Raw genomic sequence first — 16,184 nt, 5'->3', positions numbered from 1 at the left:
AATTCGACGCGGAGCCTTGCACACTGGCGCCACCGATCCCCCTGACGCCCGTCGAGCCCGCTCGTGTACGACATCGAATTCCTGGAGGCGTGGAACATCGCCGCGTTCCGGTTCTTCCACGGCAGCCTGGCGGCCGGCCCCATCTGGGTGCAGGCCGCCGCCTGGCTGGCCGAATTGCCGGTCTATCTGGCGGCCGTCCTGGTGCTGGGATGGCTGGTCTGCCGGCGCGACGCGGCCGCCGCCTGCCTGGTCGCGTGCGCCTGCGCCAGCGCGCGCCTGGCCGAACTGGCCATGAGCCTGCTGGCCTATCATGCGCGGCCGTTCGCCGCGGGCTTCGGGCCCGCCATGGTGGCCCACGCCGCCAATAATTCCATGCCGAGCAGCCACGCGACCTTCGTCTGGACGCTGGCCGCGGCGCTGGCCGCCCGCCGCCAATGGCCGCTGGCGGCAGCGCTGGGCGTCCTGGGCCTGCTGGTGGCGTGGGCGCGCGTCTTCGTCGGCATCCACTGGCCCCTGGACATGGTGGGCGCGGCATTGGCCGCCATGCTGGGCGCATTCTGCGGCTGCCTGGCGCTGCGGGCCTGGGCCGCGCTGGCGCCACGCACCTGAAACGGCGCGCCGGCCACGGCGGCTCAACGAAAATTCGACGCGCGGCCTCGCATACTGGGCGCTCTTGTACTGCAAGCACCTGCCATGCCTGTCGAGTTCCGCTCCGAAGCGACGGCCTCCGTCGTCCCTTTCCTCCGTCCCGATGCGCCGCCCTTCGCGCTGCCGGCCGCGCCTTCGCACGCGCCGCCGTCCGACGCCGGCATGCTGGGCGACATACTGGTCAGCTGCGTCATTCCGTGCCTGAATGAATGCGACAACCTGCGGCTGTTGCTGCCCGCATTGCGGGCTCAATTGGAGCCGCTGTGCCCGCAATGGGAAATCATCGTCGTCGATGACGGCAGCACCGACGCCACGCCCGCGCTGATGGCCGAGTGGCTGGCGCTGGACGGCGTCCGCTACGTGCAGCTGTCGCGCAATTTCGGCAAGGAAGCGGCGCTGTCGGCCGGCTTCGAAGCCGCCGATGGCGACGTGGTGATCTGCCTGGATGCCGACCTGCAGCATCCGCCGGCGCTGATCGCCGCCATGCTCGAACGCTGGCTGGCGGGCGCCGAGATGGTCTACGCCGTGCGCGCGCATCGCGACGACGAATCCTGGTTCAAGCGGGCCGGCGCCCGCGCGTTCTACCGCCTGCTCGGCGGCGCGCGCGGGGTCCGGATACCGCCCGACGCGGGCGACTTCCGGCTGATGGACCGGCGCGTGGTAGATGCCCTGGTCGCCCTGCCGGAACGCACCCGCTTCATGAAAGGGCTCTATGCCTGGGTGGGTTTCCGCGCCGAGCCGCTGCCGTACACGCCGGATGCCCGCGCCGCCGGCGCCAGCCGCTATGGCGCCTGGCGGCTGCTGCGCCTGGCGCTGGACGGCCTGACCGCTTTCACCACCTGGCCGCTGCGCATGGTGAGCCTGCTCGGCTGCGCATTCTCGCTGGCGTCGTTCGCCTATGGCGCCTACCTGGTGCTGGCCTACCTGGTCAACGGCAACCGGGTCTCGGGCTGGACCACCATCGTCACGGCGCTGCTGTTCTTTGCCGGCGTCAACCTCGTTTCGCTCGGCGTGGTGGGCGAGTATGTGGCCCGCATCTTCGACGAGGTCAAGGGACGGCCGCTGTTCGTGGCGCGCCAGCGGCGCGGCCTCGCCCGGCGCGCCAGCGTGCGGCGGGCGCGGCCATGAGCCGCCTGCGCGCAGCGTGGCCGCCGCGCGGGTGGCTGGTGCTGCTGGCCGGCGCCGTCTGGCTCGGCTGGCTGGCGTGGGCACGCCCGCTGACGCTGCCGGACGAGGGGCGCTATGCCGGCGTGGCCTGGGAAATGCTGCGCAGCGGCTCGCATGCCGTGCCGCTGCTGGACGGCATGCCTTACTTCCACAAGCCGCCGCTGTATTACTGGATGGCCGAATGGAGTTTCCGGTGGTTCGGCCTGAACGAGTGGGCGGCCCGCCTGCCGTCGTGGCTGGCCGCCTGGGGCGCGCTGGCCGGCGTGTACGGCTTCGTGCGGCGCTACCGCGATGCCGCCGCCGCGACCATGGCGGCCGTGGTGCTCGCCACCATGCCGTTCTATTACGGCGGGGCGCAGTTCGCCAACACCGACATGCTGGTGGCCGGGCTGGTGAGCCTGTGCGTGCTGGCCGGCGCCGACGCGGTGCTGCGCGCGCAGGCCGGCCGGCCGCACCGCGCCATGTCGCTGGCGGCGGCGGCGCTGGCCGCCCTGGCGGTGCTGGCCAAGGGCCTGATCGGGCTGGTGCTGCCGGGCGCCATCTTGTGCCTGTGGCTGTTGCTGACGCGCCGCTGGCGCGGTTACGCCGTGCTGCTGTGGCCGCCCGCGCTGGCCGTGTTCGCGCTGGTCGCTGTGCCGTGGTTCTGGCTCATGCAGCAGCGCTTTCCCGGTTTTTTCCATTATTTCTTCGTCTACCAGCATTTCGAGCGGTTCGCGCGCTCCGGCTTCAACAATGTGCAGCCGTTCTGGTTTTACCTGCCTGTCATCATCGGCCTGGCGGTGCCCTGGTCGCTATGGGGCGGCGGGGCGCTGCGCAAGGCGTTCTGGGCCGCCGCCGATGCGTCCGGGGTGCGCAGCCTGATGGCAGTATGGTGCGCTGTCGTGCTGGGCTTTTTCTCCATTCCGAGCTCCAAGCTGATCGGCTATGTGCTGCCGGCGCTGCCGCCCCTGGCCGTGCTGCTGGCCGAGGTGGTGCAGGGCGCCGTGCAGCGCGGCGGGGCCCGGCGCCTGCGGCGCCTGGCCTGGGGCTGCGCCGCCGCGTCGGCCGCGCTGTGCGTGGTCCTGGTGGCCGTGTTCGCGGCCAACCCGCGGCGCAGCGCCGAGCCGCTGGGCCGGCGCATCGCCGCCGAGATGCGGCCCGCCGACGTCCTGGTGACACTGCACTCGTATCCGTTCGACCTGGGTTTCTATACGGGCGCGCGCCAGCCCGGCTGGGTAGTCGACGACTGGAGCGACCCGGAGATCGCGCTGCGCGACAACTGGCGCAAGGAGCTATACGACGCCGGCCAGTTCGATCCGCAGGTCGCCCGGCGCGTGCTGGTGCCGCGCGATGCGCTGCCGGCGCGCATGTGCGCCGCCGCGCCCGGCAGCCGGTTCTGGATCTGGGGCGGCGTCGACGATGGCGCGCGCTTTGCGGTGCTGCGGGGCGTGCCCGCCCGTTATGCCGATTCCCACTACAGCGTCTGGCGTATCGACATCGACGCGGCGTTCACGCGCCGGGTCTGCGGCGGAACGCCCACAGCCGGCTGGCCAGGAAAGTGAGCGCCGCCAGCCCCAGCAGGATGAGCGCCAGCAGCGCGTCATAGCGCACGCGCGTGATGTGCAGCAGCCAGGCGTAGGCGGCTTCGTTGAGCAGGAACCCGCACGCCGAGATCAGGAAGAAGCGGCGCGCGGCCACCGTCCAGTGCGACGCCAGATGACGAAAAGTGAGTCGATAATGACCCGTGAACGATACGACGAATGCCACCAGCCAGCCTATGGCATTGGCGGCCAGCGGCGGCAGGCCCAGCTGTTCCACGCAGCCGACGGCGACGGCCCAGTGGGTCGCCGCGGCGGCGCAGCCCACGCAGAGGAACCAGCCAATTTGTTTGATCAGGGCGCGCATCGAGAATCGGACATGCACCGCGGCCAGGCGCGGGGCGGGGAAGGGAAATGGTGGAAGCGCATTGTCGTGTGTGGCGATGATTTTGGCATGAATGCGGGCATCGATGCCGCCATGCTGCATCTGGCGCGGTTGGGGCGGCTGAGCGCCGTCAGCGTCCTGACGCAGGGCGCCACGTTCGCCGCGCGCGGGTCCGCGCTGCGCGGCCTGGACCTGGACCTGGGCGTGCACCTGAACCTGACCGAAGACCTGGGCGACGCCGCGCCCGCCCGCGTGCTGCCGCTGCCCGCGCTGATTTCGCGGGCCTACGCCAACCGGCTCGATGGCGCCTGGCTCGACGAGCAACTGGCGCGCCAGTTCGACGCCTTCGAAGCGGTGCTGGGCCGCGCGCCGGACTATGTCGACGGCCACCAGCACGTGCACCAATTGCCGGGCGTGCTGCCGCGCCTGCTGCGCCTGATACAGCGGCGCTACGGCCGGGACGCGCCGTGGCTGCGGTACACGGCGCCCGGCATGCAGGAAGGCATCCCGCTGCGCGAGTCGGCCAAGGCCGCCCTGATCGGCGCGCTGGGGTCGCGCGCCGTGGCGCGCGCGGCGCGGCGCGCCGGCTTGCGCACCAATCGCCGCCTGCTCGGGGTCTACGGCCTGCAGGGCGGCGCGCGCCGCTACGCTGGCTTGCTGCAGCGCTGGCTGACCAATGCGCGCGATGGCGACCTGCTGGTCTGCCATCCGGCCCTGCCGGGCGCGGGCGACGCCCTGGCGGCGCAGCGGGCGGCCGAGTTCGAAGTATGGGCGCGCCCGGAACTGGGCGACTGGCTGCGGCTGAACGGCGTGCGCGTGGCGCGGCCGTCGTAGGGGCCGCCAGATGCCCGCCATCAACAGCCAAGCAGGAATCGCGCCGATTTCGTACTATGGCAGCGGCCATTCCTGGCTCGCCAGACCGACGCGCCGCCCATGACTACCGTTTCCGCCGATGCGCACTACCGGGTCTTGATCGTCGAGGACGACCTGACCATCGCGGGCAACTTGTACCAGTTCCTGGAAGTGAGCGGCTTCGTCACGGACGCGGCCTACGAGGGCCGCACCGCGCTGCGCATGCTCGAAAGCCAGCGCTTTGACGCCGTGGTGCTGGACGTGGGGCTGCCCGGCATGGACGGCTACCAGCTGCTGCACGCGCTGCGCGCCGAGCGGCGCCAGGCCGTGCCGGTGCTGATCCTGACCGCGCGCGACGCGCTCGACGACAAGCTGGCCGGCTTTGCCCACGGCGCCGACGACTATCTCACCAAGCCCTTCGCGCTGGCCGAGGTGCGGGCGCGCCTGCTGGCGCTGATCCACCGCGCCCGCGGCGCCGTGGTCGACGCCGTGCGCGAATTCGGCCCGCTGCAGTTCGACGGCCGCACCCGCGCCGTGTCGGTGGCGGGCCAGCCGGTGCGGCTGACGCGCAAGTCCGGCCTGCTGGTCGAGGCGCTGCTGCGCGACCCGGGCCGGGTGGTGCCGCGCGAGGAGCTCGAGGCGGTGCTGTGGGGCGACGAGCCGCCCTCGGTCGATGCCTTGCGCAGCCAGATGCACCTGCTGCGGCGCGCCCTGGCCGAGGCCGGTTTCGACGGTATCGAGACCGTCCATGGGGTGGGCTGGCGGCTGGTGGCGCCCGGGGCCGGCGCATGAAGGGCGGCACCCTGACCCAGCGCGTCGTCTGGGCGCTGACCGGCGCGGTGGCGGTTTTCGTGGCCGCGCTGGCGCTGCTGGCCTACCTGGCGTTCGACCAAATGGAAGACGGCCTGGTCGAGCAGATCCTGACCACCGAGGCCGACCGGGTCGCCCAGCATGTGGCGACCGATCCGCAGTTTCTGCCGCCGCACGGCGCGCGCGAGCTGGGAGGGTCCATGCGAGCCTGGCTGCACCACGGCCCGGTGCGCGACGACATGCCGGCCCAGCTGGAGGCGCTGCCGCCGGGCCTGCACCGGCTGGAGCCGGGCGCCGAAACCTGGCACATCCGGGTGAGCGATACGCCGCGCGGTCGGCTGTACGTGCTGTACGACGCCTCCGAACACGAAGAGCGCGGGCGCGAGTTCGGGCTGCTGGTGCTGGGCATGGGCGTGCTGTGCGTGATCGCCGCCTACGCGGTGTCGCGCCGCGTGGCCGGCGTGGCGGTCGGGCCGCTGCTGGACCTGACCGGCCGCCTGTCGAACTGGGCGCCCGGCTCGCCCGACATGGCAGTCACGCGCGACGACGAGGCCGGCCGCCTGATCGAGGCCTTCAATAGGGTGCAGAACCAGGTGGACCATTCGATCGCGCGCGAGCGCGAGTTCGCCGCCAACCTCAGCCACGAGGTGCGCACGCCGCTGGCGGCGATCCGCTCCGACAGCGAGATCATGTTGCTGGACGCGGCGCTGCCGGCCGATTCGAGCCAGCGCCTGACGCGCATCGTGGCCAACGTGGACCACATTGCTGCCTCGCTCGAGAGCGCGCGCGCCATGGCGCGCGACCAGCCCCGGCCGGCCGAGCGCGTCGACCTGGCGGCCTGCATGGACGATGCCTGGCGCGGCCTGGAGGTCGAGGCCGAAGCCGCCGGGCTGTCGTTCCACAACCGCATTCCCGCCGGCGTCGCGCACATGCTGGACCGCTACGCGCTGCTGACGGTGCTGCGCAACCTGGTGCGCAACGCCATCGAGCACGCCGCGCCGGCCAGCCTGACCGCGGCGCTGACGGCCGACGGCGCGCTGGAGCTGCGCGACACCGGCAAGGGCATTGCCGCCGAAGAGCTGCCTTTCGTGTTCCAGCGCTATTACAGCGGCCGGCTCGGCGACACGCCCGGCGCCCCGGCCGGCGGCGGCTTGCCGCGCGGCCTCGGGCTGGCGATCGCCAAGCGGGTGTGCGACATGCAGGGCTGGCGCCTGCAGGTCGAGTCGGAGCGCGCCGGCCCGCGGCGCGGCACGCGCTTCCTGCTGAGCTTTGCCTGAGCGGCGCGGCTCGGCGCGGGGGGCTGTCAGGGCAGTTCGGCGGGGTGGCTGTCGAGCGCCAGGCCGATCTGCTGGCGCAGGTCCCATTCTGCCAGCGACGCGCTGACCGGCCCGTAATAGGCGCCGTCGCGCACCAGGAACAGCGAGGGCAGGTGGAACACTTCATAGCGCGCCACCAGCCCGCCGTTCGCGCCGGCGTCGACCCAGCACAGACGGTCCACCGGCAGGTCGAGGGCCGGCAGTTGCTCGCGCGCCACCCGGCAGGTGGCGCAGGTGCGGCTGTAGAACACCAGCAGCGACAGCCCGGGCGCGTCGAGCAGGTAGCGGTCGGCGGTGCCGTCGGTGAGTTCGATGTATGACATGTGGCAGGTCAGCGCGACAGCGCGCGGTCGAGCTCCAGCACGGTTTCGTACAGGACGCGGGTGCCGTCCAGCAATTGTGCCGGCTCGATCCATTCTTCCGGGCAATGACTGCGGCCGCCCAGGCAGGGGATGAAGATCATGCCGATCGGGCCGGTGGGCGCCATGTAGACCGCATCGTGGCCCGCGCCGCTGGGCAGGCGCATCGACGCGTAGTCGAGCCGGCCGGCGGCGGCCTCGATGGCCTGCATCACCAGCGGCGAGCAGGCGGTGGGACGGGCGCGGCTGACCGGCGCCTGGGATGCGCCCACCCGCAGCGCCGCCAGTTCGCCGGCGGCGTCGGCCAGCAGGGTCTCGGGGAAGTCGTCCAGCACCGCGTCGCTGTCGCTGCGCACTTCCAGCATCAGCTCCACCCGGCCGGGCACCGCATTGGCGGCATTGGGCGTGACCTCGATGCGGCCGACCGTGGCCACGACGTAATGCGGCTTGCCGCTCAGCCGGCTGGCCTGGCGATAGGCGCCGTCGATGAGGCGGGCGGCGCCCACCAGCGCGTCGCGGCGGATATCCATCGGCGTGGTGCCGGCGTGGTCGGGCTGGCCTTCCACGGTGATCAGCACGCGCCGGATGCCCACGATGTGGGTGACCACGCCGATGGGCAGCTGGCGGCTTTCCAGTACCGGACCCTGTTCGATGTGCAGTTCGACGAAGGCGGTGGTGTCGCCGGCATTGCGCAGCGGCGCCGCCAGCGCGGCCGGATCGCCGCCGATGCGCCGCAGGCCCTCGGCCAGCGTCTCGCCCTGCGGGTTGCGGGCGGCCAGCATGGCGGCGTCGAGCTGGCCGCACAGGGCGCGGCTGCCGACACAGGAAATGCCGTAGTCGCTCGGCTCTTCGGACAGGAAGTCGATGACCTCGAACGGATGCGCCAGTTCGATGTTGTGCTCGTGCAGCGTGCGCGCCACTTCGATGCCGGCGAGCACGCCGATGATGCCGTCGAAGCGGCCGCCGCTCATGACGGTGTCGCAATGCGAGCCGGTGACGATCGGCTTGCGCGCCGCGTCGCGGCCGGCGCGCCGGCCCACCAGGTTGCCGCCCGCGTCCAGGCGCACCTCCAGGCCGGCCGCGGCGAATTCGTCGGCCAGCCAGTCGCGCGCCTGGCTGAACAGGGGAGAGAAGGCGCGGCGCGTCCACGGCGCCTCGGGCAGGGTATGGCGGGCCAGCGTCTCGACACGCGACCAGAGGCGCTCGGCATTCAAGGGGGGGAAAGCAGGGGGCATAGACATCCTGGAAAACATGCGGGGCGCGCACCGCGGTGCCGGAGGCCCGGCACGCAACGCCCGCCCCGATTATGGCATGGCCGCGCGCGGGCTCCCGGCGCCGCGCGCCGGCATCGGCCCCAGGCCGGCGCGCTCGCGCCGCAGCCAGCGGCGCGTCATCAGCACCGCCACCACCCCCAGGCCGACCGCCAGGCCGCTCCAGATGCCGACCCCGCGCCAGCCGGCCCAGAAGGCCAGCGCCGCGCCGGCGGGCAGCCCCAGGCCCCAATAGCCGATTGCCGCATAGACCATGGGAATGCGGGTATCGTGCAGGCCGCGCAGCATGCCGGCGCCCATCACCTGCGCGCCGTCGACGATCTGGAACACCGCCGCCACCGCCAGGTAGGACGTGGCCAGCGCCAGTACCTGCGCGTTCTCGGCGGCGCGCACGTCGAAGAAGGCGGCCAGCAGCCAGTGCGGCACGGTGATCATCAGCAGGGCGGCGATCACCATCGAGCCCACGCCCAGCCCGTATGCCGTCCAGCCGGCGCGCTGCACGGCCAGGGCGTCGCCGGCGCCGAACGCATGGCCCACGCGCACGGTGGCGGCCTGCGCGATGCCATAGGGCACCATGAAGCTGATGCTGGCGATCTGGATCGCCACCGCGTGGGCCGCCAGCTCCGCCTCGCCCAGCCAACCCATCAGGAATGCCGCCGCATTGAAGATGGTGACTTCGAAGGCGGTGGCGGCCGCGATGGGCAGGCCCAGCTTCCAGAAGGCCCGCAGCCGCTGCCAGTCGGGCTGCCAGAGGCGGCCGAACAGCTGGTAGCGGCGGAACTGGCGGTCCCAGTAGACCACCACGATCATGCCGATGAACAGGAACAGGCTGGCCGAGGCGCTGGCGATGCCGGCGCCCACCAGGCCCATGGCCGGCAGGCCGAGATGGCCGAACACCAGCGCCCAGTCGGCCAGCGCGTTGAATACGATGCCGGCCAGCGCCACCCACAGCGCGGCGCGCGGCCGCTGCAGGGCGGCGGTGAACGAGCGCAGCACCAGGAAGCCCAGGAAGGGCGGCAGCGCCCACAACAGCGCGCGCAGGTATACGCCGGCCTGCGCGGCCAGCTCGGGCGGTTGGCGGATGGCCAGCAGGATGGCCTCGCCGTACCACAGCGCCAGGCAGCCCGGCACCGAGATGATGACGGCGGTCCACAGCCCTTGGGCGACGGTGCGGCGCACGTCGCGCACCGAGTGGCGCCGCGCGCCCAGTTCGCGCGCCACCATGGGGGCGGTGGCGGTGACCAGCCCCAGCGCGAAGAAGGCGATGGCGGCGTAGAGGTTGGCGCCCAGCGCGCTGGCGGCCAGCGCCTGCGAGCCCAGCCGCCCGATGAAGATCACATCGGTGGCGGTCATGGCGATCTGGGCCAGGCTGGTGAGGACGAGGGGCAGGCTGAGCGCCAGGGTGGCGCGGATTTCCCGCGTCCAGGCGGCGCGGGCGGCAATGTGCGACATAGGATTTCTCTGCGTCAAGGCGGCATGATACGCCTGGCTCGGGGTTTACCCTGAATTACCTCTCGGGCGCCCGGGGGATAGCCGCGTGTCGCGACCGCGCGCGCGCCGCGCGGCCTCCGTCCCTGCGGCGCCTGCCGCCAGTTTTATAGGGACGCAACAGACATAGGATGTTTCATTCGTTGCCGGCCTGGATTGGCAAGGGGGGCGCCCATGCAAGTAATATGACGCCACTGATTAACATAACAATGCGGGTCCCTTGCGGGCCCGCATGGTCTTTTACCTCTAGGAGAAGGGCCCGATGAATAAACCGTTCGACGGCGGGATCGCCTCGCTCAATGTTCCCGCATACGTCAAGCACCAGGGGCTGATCGATTGGGTGGCGCGCGTCGCCGCGCTGACCAAGCCCGATCGCGTCGTCTGGTGCGACGGCTCTCAGGAAGAATACGACCGCCTGTGCGAGCAGATGGTCCAGTCGGGCATGCTGCGCCGGCTGAACCCGGCCAAGCGGCCCAATTCGTACCTGGCGTGGTCCGATCCCTCCGACGTGGCCCGCGTCGAAGACCGCACTTTCATCTGTTCCGAACGCGCCGAAGACGCCGGCCCCACCAACAACTGGGCCGACCCGGCCGAAATGCGCAGCACCCTGGACGGCCTGTTCGACGGCGCGATGCGCGGCCGCACCATGTACGTGGTGCCGTTCTCGATGGGGCCGCTGGGCTCGGACATCGCCCATATCGGCGTCGAACTGTCGGACAGCCCCTACGTGGTGGTGAACATGCGCATCATGACCCGCATGGGCCGCGCCGTGTTCGACGTGCTGGGCAGCGACGGCGAATTCGTGCCGTGCGTGCACAGCGTCGGCAAGCCGCTGGCGGCGGGCGAGGCCGACGTCGTGTGGCCGTGCAACCCCACCAAGTACATCGTGCACTATCCCGAGACCCGGGAAATCTGGAGCTACGGTTCGGGCTACGGCGGCAACGCGCTGCTGGGCAAGAAGTGCTTCGCGCTGCGCATCGCCTCGACCATGGGGCGCGACCAGGGCTGGCTGGCCGAGCACATGCTGATCCTCGGCGTGACCTCGCCCAAGGGGCGCAAGTACCATGTGGCGGCCGCCTTCCCGTCGGCCTGCGGCAAGACCAACTTCGCCATGCTGATCCCGCCGCAAGGGATGGACGGCTGGAAAGTCTCCACCATCGGCGACGACATCGCCTGGATCAAGCCCGGCGCCGACGGCCGCCTGCGTGCCATCAACCCGGAGGCCGGCTATTTCGGCGTGGCGCCGGGCACCAGCGAGAAGACCAACTTCAATGCCATGGCCACCCTCAAGGCCAATGTCATTTTCACCAACGTCGCGCTGACCGATGACGGCGACGTGTGGTGGGAGGGCATGACCGACACCCCGCCGGCCCACCTGACCGACTGGCAGGGCCAGGACTGGACGCCGGAGATCGCCAAGGAAACCGGCCGCAAGGCCGCGCACCCCAACGCCCGCTTCACCGCGCCGGCGGCCCAGTGCCCGTCCATCGATCCCGAATGGGAGAACCCGGCGGGCGTGGTCATCGACGCGTTCATCTTCGGCGGCCGCCGCTCGACCACCGTGCCGCTGGTCACCGAGGCGCGCAACTGGGTGGAAGGCGTCTACATGGCCGCCACGATGGGCTCGGAAACTACCGCCGCGGCCGCCGGCCAGCAGGGCGTGGTGCGCCGCGACCCGTTCGCCATGCTGCCGTTCTGCGGCTACAACATGAGCGACTACTTCGGCCACTGGCTCAAGCTGGGCAAGCGCCTGCAGGACGCCGGCGCGGTGCTGCCGCGCATCTACTGCGTCAACTGGTTCCGCAAGGGCCCCGACGGCAAGTTCGTCTGGCCCGGCTTCGGCGACAACATGCGCGTCCTGAAGTGGATGCTGGGCCGCATCGACGGCACGGCCGGCGGCGTGGAGCAGGTGTTCGGCGTGTCGCCCACCTACCAGGACATCGACTGGACCGGCCTGGAATTCAGCCCCGACCAGTTCCAGCAGGTGATTTCGGTCGACGTCGCCTCGTGGCGCGACGAACTGGCGCTGCACGATACGCTGTTCGAGCAACTGGCCGAGCGTCTGCCGGGCGAGCTGCCGAACGTCAAGTCGTCGATCCAGAACCGCCTGGCCGCCTGAGCGGACAGGGCACGGGCACAGGTGCCAGACTCCCGCAGGGTGTCAGGCACCGTGCTCGCAAGACACCTTCTACGAGTACCATGATGCCAGGCACCCCCCCGGGTGCCTGGCATTTGCCATTGGAACCGTCGAGCTCGCCGCCATGCCGCTTTCCCCCGATGAACTGCGCGAAATCGCCGCCCGCAACCTGGCGCACTACAACGACAACGCCGCCAGCTTCGAGGCCGGCACGCGCGACCACGACGTGAGCCAGAACATCGCCGCGCTGCTGCGCCACCTGCAGGGCGCGCCGCCGTACGACATCCTCGACCTCGGCTGCGGGCCCGGCCGCGACCTGCGGACGTTCACCGCCCTGGGGCATCGCGCCGTCGGGCTGGACGGCGCCGAACGGTTCGTCGCCATGGCGCGCCAGGCGTCCGGCTGCGAAGTCTGGCAGCAGGACCTGCTGGCGCTGGACCTGCCCGCCGGGCGTTTCGACGGCATCTACGCCAATGCCGTGCTGTTCCACGTTCCGCTCCAGGAACTGCCGCGCGTGCTTGGCCAACTGCGCGCCGCATTGCGGCCGGGCGGCGCGCTGTTCTGCTCCAATCCGCGCGGCGACAACCAGGAAGGCTGGAACCGCGGCCGCTACGGCGCCTACCACGACCTGGCCGCGTGGCGCGCGCTGCTGACCGCCGCCGGCTTCCGCGAGCTGGAGCACTATTACCGGCCCGCCGGGCTGCCGCGCGAGCAACAGCCCTGGCTGGCCAGCGTATGGCGTCCGGCATCCTGACGCGGACGGCCGGCAGCGCGCCGCGCGTCCACGGCTTCCCGCCGGTGGCGCGGCCGGACGCGCGCGTGCTGGTGCTGGGCTCCATGCCGGGGATCGCTTCGCTGCGGCTGCGGCAGTACTACGCGCATCCGCGCAACGCATTCTGGCCGATCGCCGCGGACCTGTACGGGTTCGATGCCGCGGCTGGCTACGCCGAACGCGTGGCCGCCCTGACGGCGGCCGGCGTGGCGCTTTGGGACGTGCTGCAGGCCTGCGAGCGCGCCGGCAGCCTGGACGCCGACATCGACCCGGCCACGGTGGTGCCGAACGACTTCGCCGCCTTCTTCCGCGCCCATCCGGGCATCCTGCGGGTGTGCTTCAACGGCGCCAAGGCCGCCGCGCTGTACCGACGCCATGTGCTGCCGGGCCTGGCCGCCCAGGCGCGGCCGGCCTACGTCGACCTGCCGTCCACCAGCCCGGCCCACGCGGCGCTGGACCGCGCCGGCAAGCTGGCGGCCTGGCGGGCCGGGCTGGCGGTGGGCCTGGCGGAAGGCGGCACGGCTGTCAGGCGCTAGGCAATATCCGCCAGGGGCCGTCGGACAGCGTGGCGATATCGCAGTCGACGCTCGCGCCGCGGCGTTCGAGCACGGCGAAGTCGCCAGCCGCCAGCGCCCACAGCGGATGGTGCCAGACGCCGCGCCGCAAGGTGACGCCGCAGCGGCCGTCGGCCAGGAACGCCTGCGCCGTGTCCGGATCCGGCGCCTGTGCGCCCAGCGCCACCAGCACCACATAGGGCGTGCCGTGCAGCGGCAGGAACGTCTGGCTGCCCAGGCAGTGGCGTTCCAGCATGTGCGCCACGAACGGCACGGCGCCGGCGCGCGCGCGGAACACGCTGAGGGAAGGGCGGCCGGCCTGCGCCAGGATGTCCGGGTCGGGCATCTCGACGCGCAGCGAGGTGCCGGCGTTGATGGCGCGGCCGTCGCGCCCGGCGCTGCCGATCACGTCGCCATAGGGTTGGAACGCGTCGGCGGCCAGGGGGCGCAGGACCAGCTCGCGCCCGGCCATCAGAAATTGATTCCCAGCCATTCCCGCACCTGGGCATGCAGGTCGCCCGCGAAGGCCTCCGGCGAGCCCGACGCGGTGATCTCGCCCAGGCTCAGCACATAGACATGGTGCGACATCTGCACCACGCGCCGCACGTTGTGGTCCACCAGCAGGATGCCCATGCCGGACTGCGCGAAGGCGTGGATCCATTTGAAGATGTCGGCCGCCACCCGCGGCGCCAGGCCGATGCTGGGCTCGTCGATCAGGCAGACGCGCGGCCGGACCATATAGGCCTTGGCGAATTCCAGCGATTTCTGCTGGCCGCCCGACAGGTTGCCCGCCTGCTCGCGCAGCTTTTCCTTCAGCACGGGGAACCGTTCCAGCGTATCGGCGTAGCGCCGCTCCAGTTCCGCGCCGAACTGGCGCCGGCGGCCTTCCAGGGGCAGGCGCAGATTGTCCGCCACGCTCAGGTAGGGGAACAGGCTGGATTCTTGCGGGATATACCAAAGCCCGGCATCGATCATGGTGTGCGGCGCCTGGCCCGAGATGTCCTGGCCGGCAAGCACGACGCGGCCGGACTTCGGTTGCAGGAAGCCGCACAGGGTCTTCATGAGCGTCGATTTGCCGGCGCCGTTCAGGCCGATCAGGCCGCTGATGCGGCCCGCCTGCACCGCCAGCGAGACATTGCGCAGCACATCGATGTCGCCCAGATAGCCGGCGGTGACATCTTCCATGGCGAGCAGCGGTTCAGTCATGGCCGGCCTCCGCCGTTGCGTCCTCGCCCAGGTAGGCCTCGATCACCGCCGGCGCGCGCAGCACGTCCTGGGTCGGGCCGTCGGCCAGCACCTTGCCGGCGTTCATGCACACCGCGCGGGGGCACAGGTCGACCACCACCGGCATGTCGTGGCTGACCAGGATGAAGGTCTGGCCTTCCGCGTTGCGGCGCTGGATGAAGGCCGACATGATTTCCTTCATGACCGGATGCACCGCCGCGAAGGGTTCGTCCAGCAGGGCGATGCGCGGCGGCACCATGAAGCAGGCGCCGAACTCCAGCAGCTTGCGCTGCCCGCCCGACAATTGCCCGGCGTCCAGGTGCGCCGACGGCGCCAGCCGCAATTCGTCCAGCAGCTGCCCGGCGCGGGCGACCGCGCGGCTTTCGTCGAGCCCCATGGCCAGGCCGCACACCAGCAGGTTGTCGAGGGCGCTGACCCGGTTGAAGACCCGCGTCATCTGGAACATGCGCTGTATGCCCAGGCGCGCGAGCCGGGTAGGGCCCAGGCCGGCCACCGGGCGCCCGTCCAGCAGCACCTGGCCGGCATCGGCCCGCAAGTGGCCGGACAGCACATTGAGCAGGGTGGTCTTGCCGGAGCCGTTGGGGCCGATCAGGCCCAGCAGTTCGCCTTCCTGCACGTCCATGCCGGCGCCGTCGACGGCGCGCAAGCCGCCGAAGCGTTTTTCGATCGCGGTGATCTGCAGCAGGGGCATCAGGCGTCTCCCGAGGCGGCGGCGCGCCGCCGGGCGACCAGCCCGCGCGCCAGCCCCCACAACCCGGCGCGGAAGAAGCGGGCGAACACGATCACCACCAGGGCGAACACGATCATCTGGATATTGCCGGCGTCGCGCAGCAGTTCGGAGGCCACATAGACTAGCACCGCGCCGATCAGCGGCCCGACCAGGGTGCCCATGCCGCCGATGACCACCATGGCGATGACCAGCCCGGTCTGCGCGATGATGCCCAGTTCCGGGCTGACCAGGCGCGCGAAGGTGCCGTACAGGCCGCCGGCGAAGCCGCAGATGGCGCAACTGACCAGGAAGGCGATGGTCTTGCAGCGCACCACGTCGATGCCGCGGCTGGCCGCGCCGATCTCGTCGTCGCGGATCGCCTGCAGGAAGCGGCCGGTGGGCGAGCGCAGCAGCGCATAGACGACCAGCATGGTGGCGCACAGCGCCGCCAGGAACAGGTAGTAGTACGCGGTGCGGCTCTCGACCAGGCCCGGCACGTTGAGCCCCTGGTCGCCGCGCGTGAAGTCGATCGAGTTGTAGATGACCAGGCGGGCGATCTCGGCGAACGACAGGGTGGTCAGCGCCAGGTACGGGCCCGACAGCCGCAGCACGATGCGGCCCAGCGCCAGGCCGATGAGGCCCGGGATGATGGCGGCCAGGGGCAGGCCGATCCACAGCGGCGTGTCCAGGTGGTGGGCCAGCAGGCCGGTGGTGTAGCCGCCCAGCATGGCGAAGGCGGCGGGCGCCAGCGAGAACTGCCCCGTGTAGCCGGCCAGCAGGTTCCAGCCGCACGCCAGCATGGCGAAGTACATGCTGACGATCAGCACCCCCAGCCAATACGGCGAGGCGATCGCCAGCGGCAACGCGGCCAGCACCGCCAGCCCGGCGACCGACAGGCGCATTTCCTCGCCCAGCTTGTCGCGCAGAAAATTCGGATGTCGCGGATATGCCATT

Annotated in this window: 17 protein-coding genes; 9 read left to right on the top strand and 8 right to left on the bottom strand. The window is 71.2% G+C overall.

Annotated features, from left to right (window positions below):
* Positions 1-63: 63 nt before the first annotated feature.
* The 3 genes from CAL24_RS09905 (at position 64) to CAL24_RS09895 (ending at position 3,356) form a co-directional block, all read left to right on the top strand.
* Positions 64-609 carry a phosphatase PAP2 family protein gene (locus tag CAL24_RS09905; protein WP_094806596.1) on the top strand — a complete coding sequence of 182 codons (546 nt, stop codon included), beginning with the start codon at positions 64-66 and terminating at the stop codon, positions 607-609.
* Between the two features lie 84 nt (positions 610-693).
* Positions 694-1,776, top strand: a complete 1,083-nt coding sequence (locus CAL24_RS09900; protein ID WP_028355334.1) for a glycosyltransferase family 2 protein — start codon at positions 694-696, stop codon at positions 1,774-1,776.
* Positions 1,773-3,356: an ArnT family glycosyltransferase gene (locus tag CAL24_RS09895; protein ID WP_094806595.1), complete on the top strand. Its 1,584-nt coding sequence runs from the start codon at positions 1,773-1,775 to the stop codon at positions 3,354-3,356. The genes CAL24_RS09900 and CAL24_RS09895 overlap by 4 nt, the downstream gene beginning before the upstream one ends.
* Here the strand turns inward: CAL24_RS09895 and CAL24_RS09890 are convergent.
* Complete coding sequence (locus CAL24_RS09890) at positions 3,304-3,699, bottom strand: GtrA family protein (protein WP_094806594.1); 396 nt, start codon at positions 3,697-3,699, stop codon at positions 3,304-3,306. The two genes, CAL24_RS09895 and CAL24_RS09890, sit on opposite strands and share 53 nt — an antisense overlap.
* An 87-nt stretch (positions 3,700-3,786) precedes the next feature.
* Between CAL24_RS09890 and CAL24_RS09885 the strand changes: the two genes are divergently transcribed.
* The 3 genes from CAL24_RS09885 (at position 3,787) to CAL24_RS09875 (ending at position 6,656) form a co-directional block, all read left to right on the top strand.
* Entirely contained in the window at positions 3,787-4,551 is a 765-nt protein-coding gene (locus CAL24_RS09885) for a ChbG/HpnK family deacetylase (RefSeq protein ID WP_249278521.1), read from the top strand.
* 99 nt (positions 4,552-4,650) lie between these two features.
* Complete coding sequence (locus CAL24_RS09880; protein ID WP_094806592.1) at positions 4,651-5,361, top strand: response regulator transcription factor; 711 nt, start codon at positions 4,651-4,653, stop codon at positions 5,359-5,361.
* The gene (locus CAL24_RS09875; RefSeq protein ID WP_094806591.1) at positions 5,358-6,656 is read left to right on the top strand and encodes a sensor histidine kinase; all 1,299 of its coding nucleotides are present in this window, start codon (positions 5,358-5,360) and stop codon (positions 6,654-6,656) included. Before CAL24_RS09880 ends, CAL24_RS09875 begins: the two co-directional genes overlap by 4 nt.
* A gap of 26 nt (positions 6,657-6,682) precedes the next feature.
* Here the strand turns inward: CAL24_RS09875 and CAL24_RS09870 are convergent, their stop codons facing one another.
* The 3 genes from CAL24_RS09870 to CAL24_RS09860 form a co-directional block, all read right to left on the bottom strand.
* Complete coding sequence (locus CAL24_RS09870; RefSeq protein WP_094806590.1) at positions 6,683-7,018, bottom strand: thioredoxin family protein; 336 nt, start codon at positions 7,016-7,018, stop codon at positions 6,683-6,685.
* An 8-nt stretch (positions 7,019-7,026) separates the two neighbouring features.
* A complete protein-coding gene (locus CAL24_RS09865; RefSeq protein WP_094806589.1) occupies positions 7,027-8,289 on the bottom strand; it encodes a Zn-dependent hydrolase in 1,263 nt (420 codons plus the stop codon).
* A 69-nt stretch (positions 8,290-8,358) separates the two neighbouring features.
* Positions 8,359-9,777 carry an MATE family efflux transporter gene (locus CAL24_RS09860; RefSeq protein WP_094806588.1) on the bottom strand — a complete coding sequence of 473 codons (1,419 nt, stop codon included), beginning with the start codon at positions 9,775-9,777 and terminating at the stop codon, positions 8,359-8,361.
* Positions 9,778-10,075: 298 nt separating this feature from the next.
* Between CAL24_RS09860 and CAL24_RS09855 the strand changes: the two genes are divergently transcribed.
* The 3 genes from CAL24_RS09855 to CAL24_RS09845 all read left to right on the top strand — a co-directional run bounded on the left by CAL24_RS09855 (position 10,076) and on the right by CAL24_RS09845 (position 13,258).
* Positions 10,076-11,932 (top strand): phosphoenolpyruvate carboxykinase (GTP), encoded by a 1,857-nt coding sequence (locus CAL24_RS09855; RefSeq protein WP_028355343.1) that lies wholly within the window; start codon positions 10,076-10,078, stop codon positions 11,930-11,932.
* A 142-nt stretch (positions 11,933-12,074) separates the two neighbouring features.
* On the top strand, positions 12,075-12,704 hold the full coding sequence (locus tag CAL24_RS09850; RefSeq protein ID WP_028355344.1) for a class I SAM-dependent DNA methyltransferase: 630 nt from the start codon (positions 12,075-12,077) through the stop codon (positions 12,702-12,704).
* An 83-nt stretch (positions 12,705-12,787) separates the two neighbouring features.
* Positions 12,788-13,258, top strand: a complete 471-nt coding sequence (locus tag CAL24_RS09845) for a DNA-deoxyinosine glycosylase (protein WP_051439521.1) — start codon at positions 12,788-12,790, stop codon at positions 13,256-13,258.
* Here CAL24_RS09845 and CAL24_RS09840 read toward each other — a convergent pair.
* From CAL24_RS09840 to CAL24_RS09825, 4 genes are read right to left on the bottom strand one after another with little or no spacing between them, the layout of a single operon-like run.
* The gene (locus CAL24_RS09840) at positions 13,248-13,769 is read right to left on the bottom strand and encodes an ureidoglycolate lyase (RefSeq protein ID WP_231501758.1); all 522 of its coding nucleotides are present in this window, start codon (positions 13,767-13,769) and stop codon (positions 13,248-13,250) included. The genes CAL24_RS09845 and CAL24_RS09840 overlap by 11 nt on opposite strands.
* A complete protein-coding gene (locus tag CAL24_RS09835; protein ID WP_028355347.1) occupies positions 13,748-14,482 on the bottom strand; it encodes an ABC transporter ATP-binding protein in 735 nt (244 codons plus the stop codon). The genes CAL24_RS09840 and CAL24_RS09835 overlap by 22 nt, the downstream gene beginning before the upstream one ends.
* Positions 14,475-15,212 (bottom strand): ABC transporter ATP-binding protein, encoded by a 738-nt coding sequence (locus tag CAL24_RS09830; RefSeq protein ID WP_094806587.1) that lies wholly within the window; start codon positions 15,210-15,212, stop codon positions 14,475-14,477. The genes CAL24_RS09835 and CAL24_RS09830 overlap by 8 nt, the downstream gene beginning before the upstream one ends.
* The gene (locus CAL24_RS09825; protein ID WP_028355349.1) at positions 15,212-16,183 is read right to left on the bottom strand and encodes a branched-chain amino acid ABC transporter permease; all 972 of its coding nucleotides are present in this window, start codon (positions 16,181-16,183) and stop codon (positions 15,212-15,214) included. Before CAL24_RS09825 ends, CAL24_RS09830 begins: the two co-directional genes overlap by 1 nt.
* Between the last annotated feature and the right edge of the window lies 1 nt (position 16,184).

The sequence above is a fragment of the Bordetella genomosp. 2 genome (genome assembly GCF_002261345.1).
GTDB lineage: Bacteria > Pseudomonadota > Gammaproteobacteria > Burkholderiales > Burkholderiaceae_B > Bordetella_A.
This window is presented reverse-complemented; position numbering and strand designations above follow the sequence as displayed.

What these genes read in the sequence shown, in the direction of transcription:
- CAL24_RS09900 (WP_028355334.1), top strand. Translation starts at nt 694, where the DNA reads ATGCCTGTCGAGTTCCGCTCCGAAGCGACGGCCTCCGTCGTCCCTTTC.
- CAL24_RS09895 (WP_094806595.1), top strand. Translation starts at nt 1,773, where the DNA reads ATGAGCCGCCTGCGCGCAGCGTGGCCGCCGCGCGGGTGGCTGGTGCTG.
- CAL24_RS09890 (WP_094806594.1), bottom strand. Translation starts at nt 3,699, where the DNA reads ATGCGCGCCCTGATCAAACAAATTGGCTGGTTCCTCTGCGTGGGCTGC.
- CAL24_RS09885 (WP_249278521.1), top strand. Translation starts at nt 3,787, where the DNA reads ATGAATGCGGGCATCGATGCCGCCATGCTGCATCTGGCGCGGTTGGGG.
- CAL24_RS09880 (WP_094806592.1), top strand. Translation starts at nt 4,651, where the DNA reads ATGACTACCGTTTCCGCCGATGCGCACTACCGGGTCTTGATCGTCGAG.
- CAL24_RS09875 (WP_094806591.1), top strand. Translation starts at nt 5,358, where the DNA reads ATGAAGGGCGGCACCCTGACCCAGCGCGTCGTCTGGGCGCTGACCGGC.
- CAL24_RS09870 (WP_094806590.1), bottom strand. Translation starts at nt 7,018, where the DNA reads ATGTCATACATCGAACTCACCGACGGCACCGCCGACCGCTACCTGCTC.
- CAL24_RS09865 (WP_094806589.1), bottom strand. Translation starts at nt 8,289, where the DNA reads ATGCCCCCTGCTTTCCCCCCCTTGAATGCCGAGCGCCTCTGGTCGCGT.
- CAL24_RS09860 (WP_094806588.1), bottom strand. Translation starts at nt 9,777, where the DNA reads ATGTCGCACATTGCCGCCCGCGCCGCCTGGACGCGGGAAATCCGCGCC.
- CAL24_RS09855 (WP_028355343.1), top strand. Translation starts at nt 10,076, where the DNA reads ATGAATAAACCGTTCGACGGCGGGATCGCCTCGCTCAATGTTCCCGCA.
- CAL24_RS09850 (WP_028355344.1), top strand. Translation starts at nt 12,075, where the DNA reads ATGCCGCTTTCCCCCGATGAACTGCGCGAAATCGCCGCCCGCAACCTG.
- CAL24_RS09845 (WP_051439521.1), top strand. Translation starts at nt 12,788, where the DNA reads ATGCCGGGGATCGCTTCGCTGCGGCTGCGGCAGTACTACGCGCATCCG.
- CAL24_RS09840 (WP_231501758.1), bottom strand. Translation starts at nt 13,769, where the DNA reads ATGGCTGGGAATCAATTTCTGATGGCCGGGCGCGAGCTGGTCCTGCGC.
- CAL24_RS09835 (WP_028355347.1), bottom strand. Translation starts at nt 14,482, where the DNA reads ATGACTGAACCGCTGCTCGCCATGGAAGATGTCACCGCCGGCTATCTG.
- CAL24_RS09830 (WP_094806587.1), bottom strand. Translation starts at nt 15,212, where the DNA reads ATGCCCCTGCTGCAGATCACCGCGATCGAAAAACGCTTCGGCGGCTTG.
- CAL24_RS09825 (WP_028355349.1), bottom strand. Translation starts at nt 16,183, where the DNA reads ATGGCATATCCGCGACATCCGAATTTTCTGCGCGACAAGCTGGGCGAG.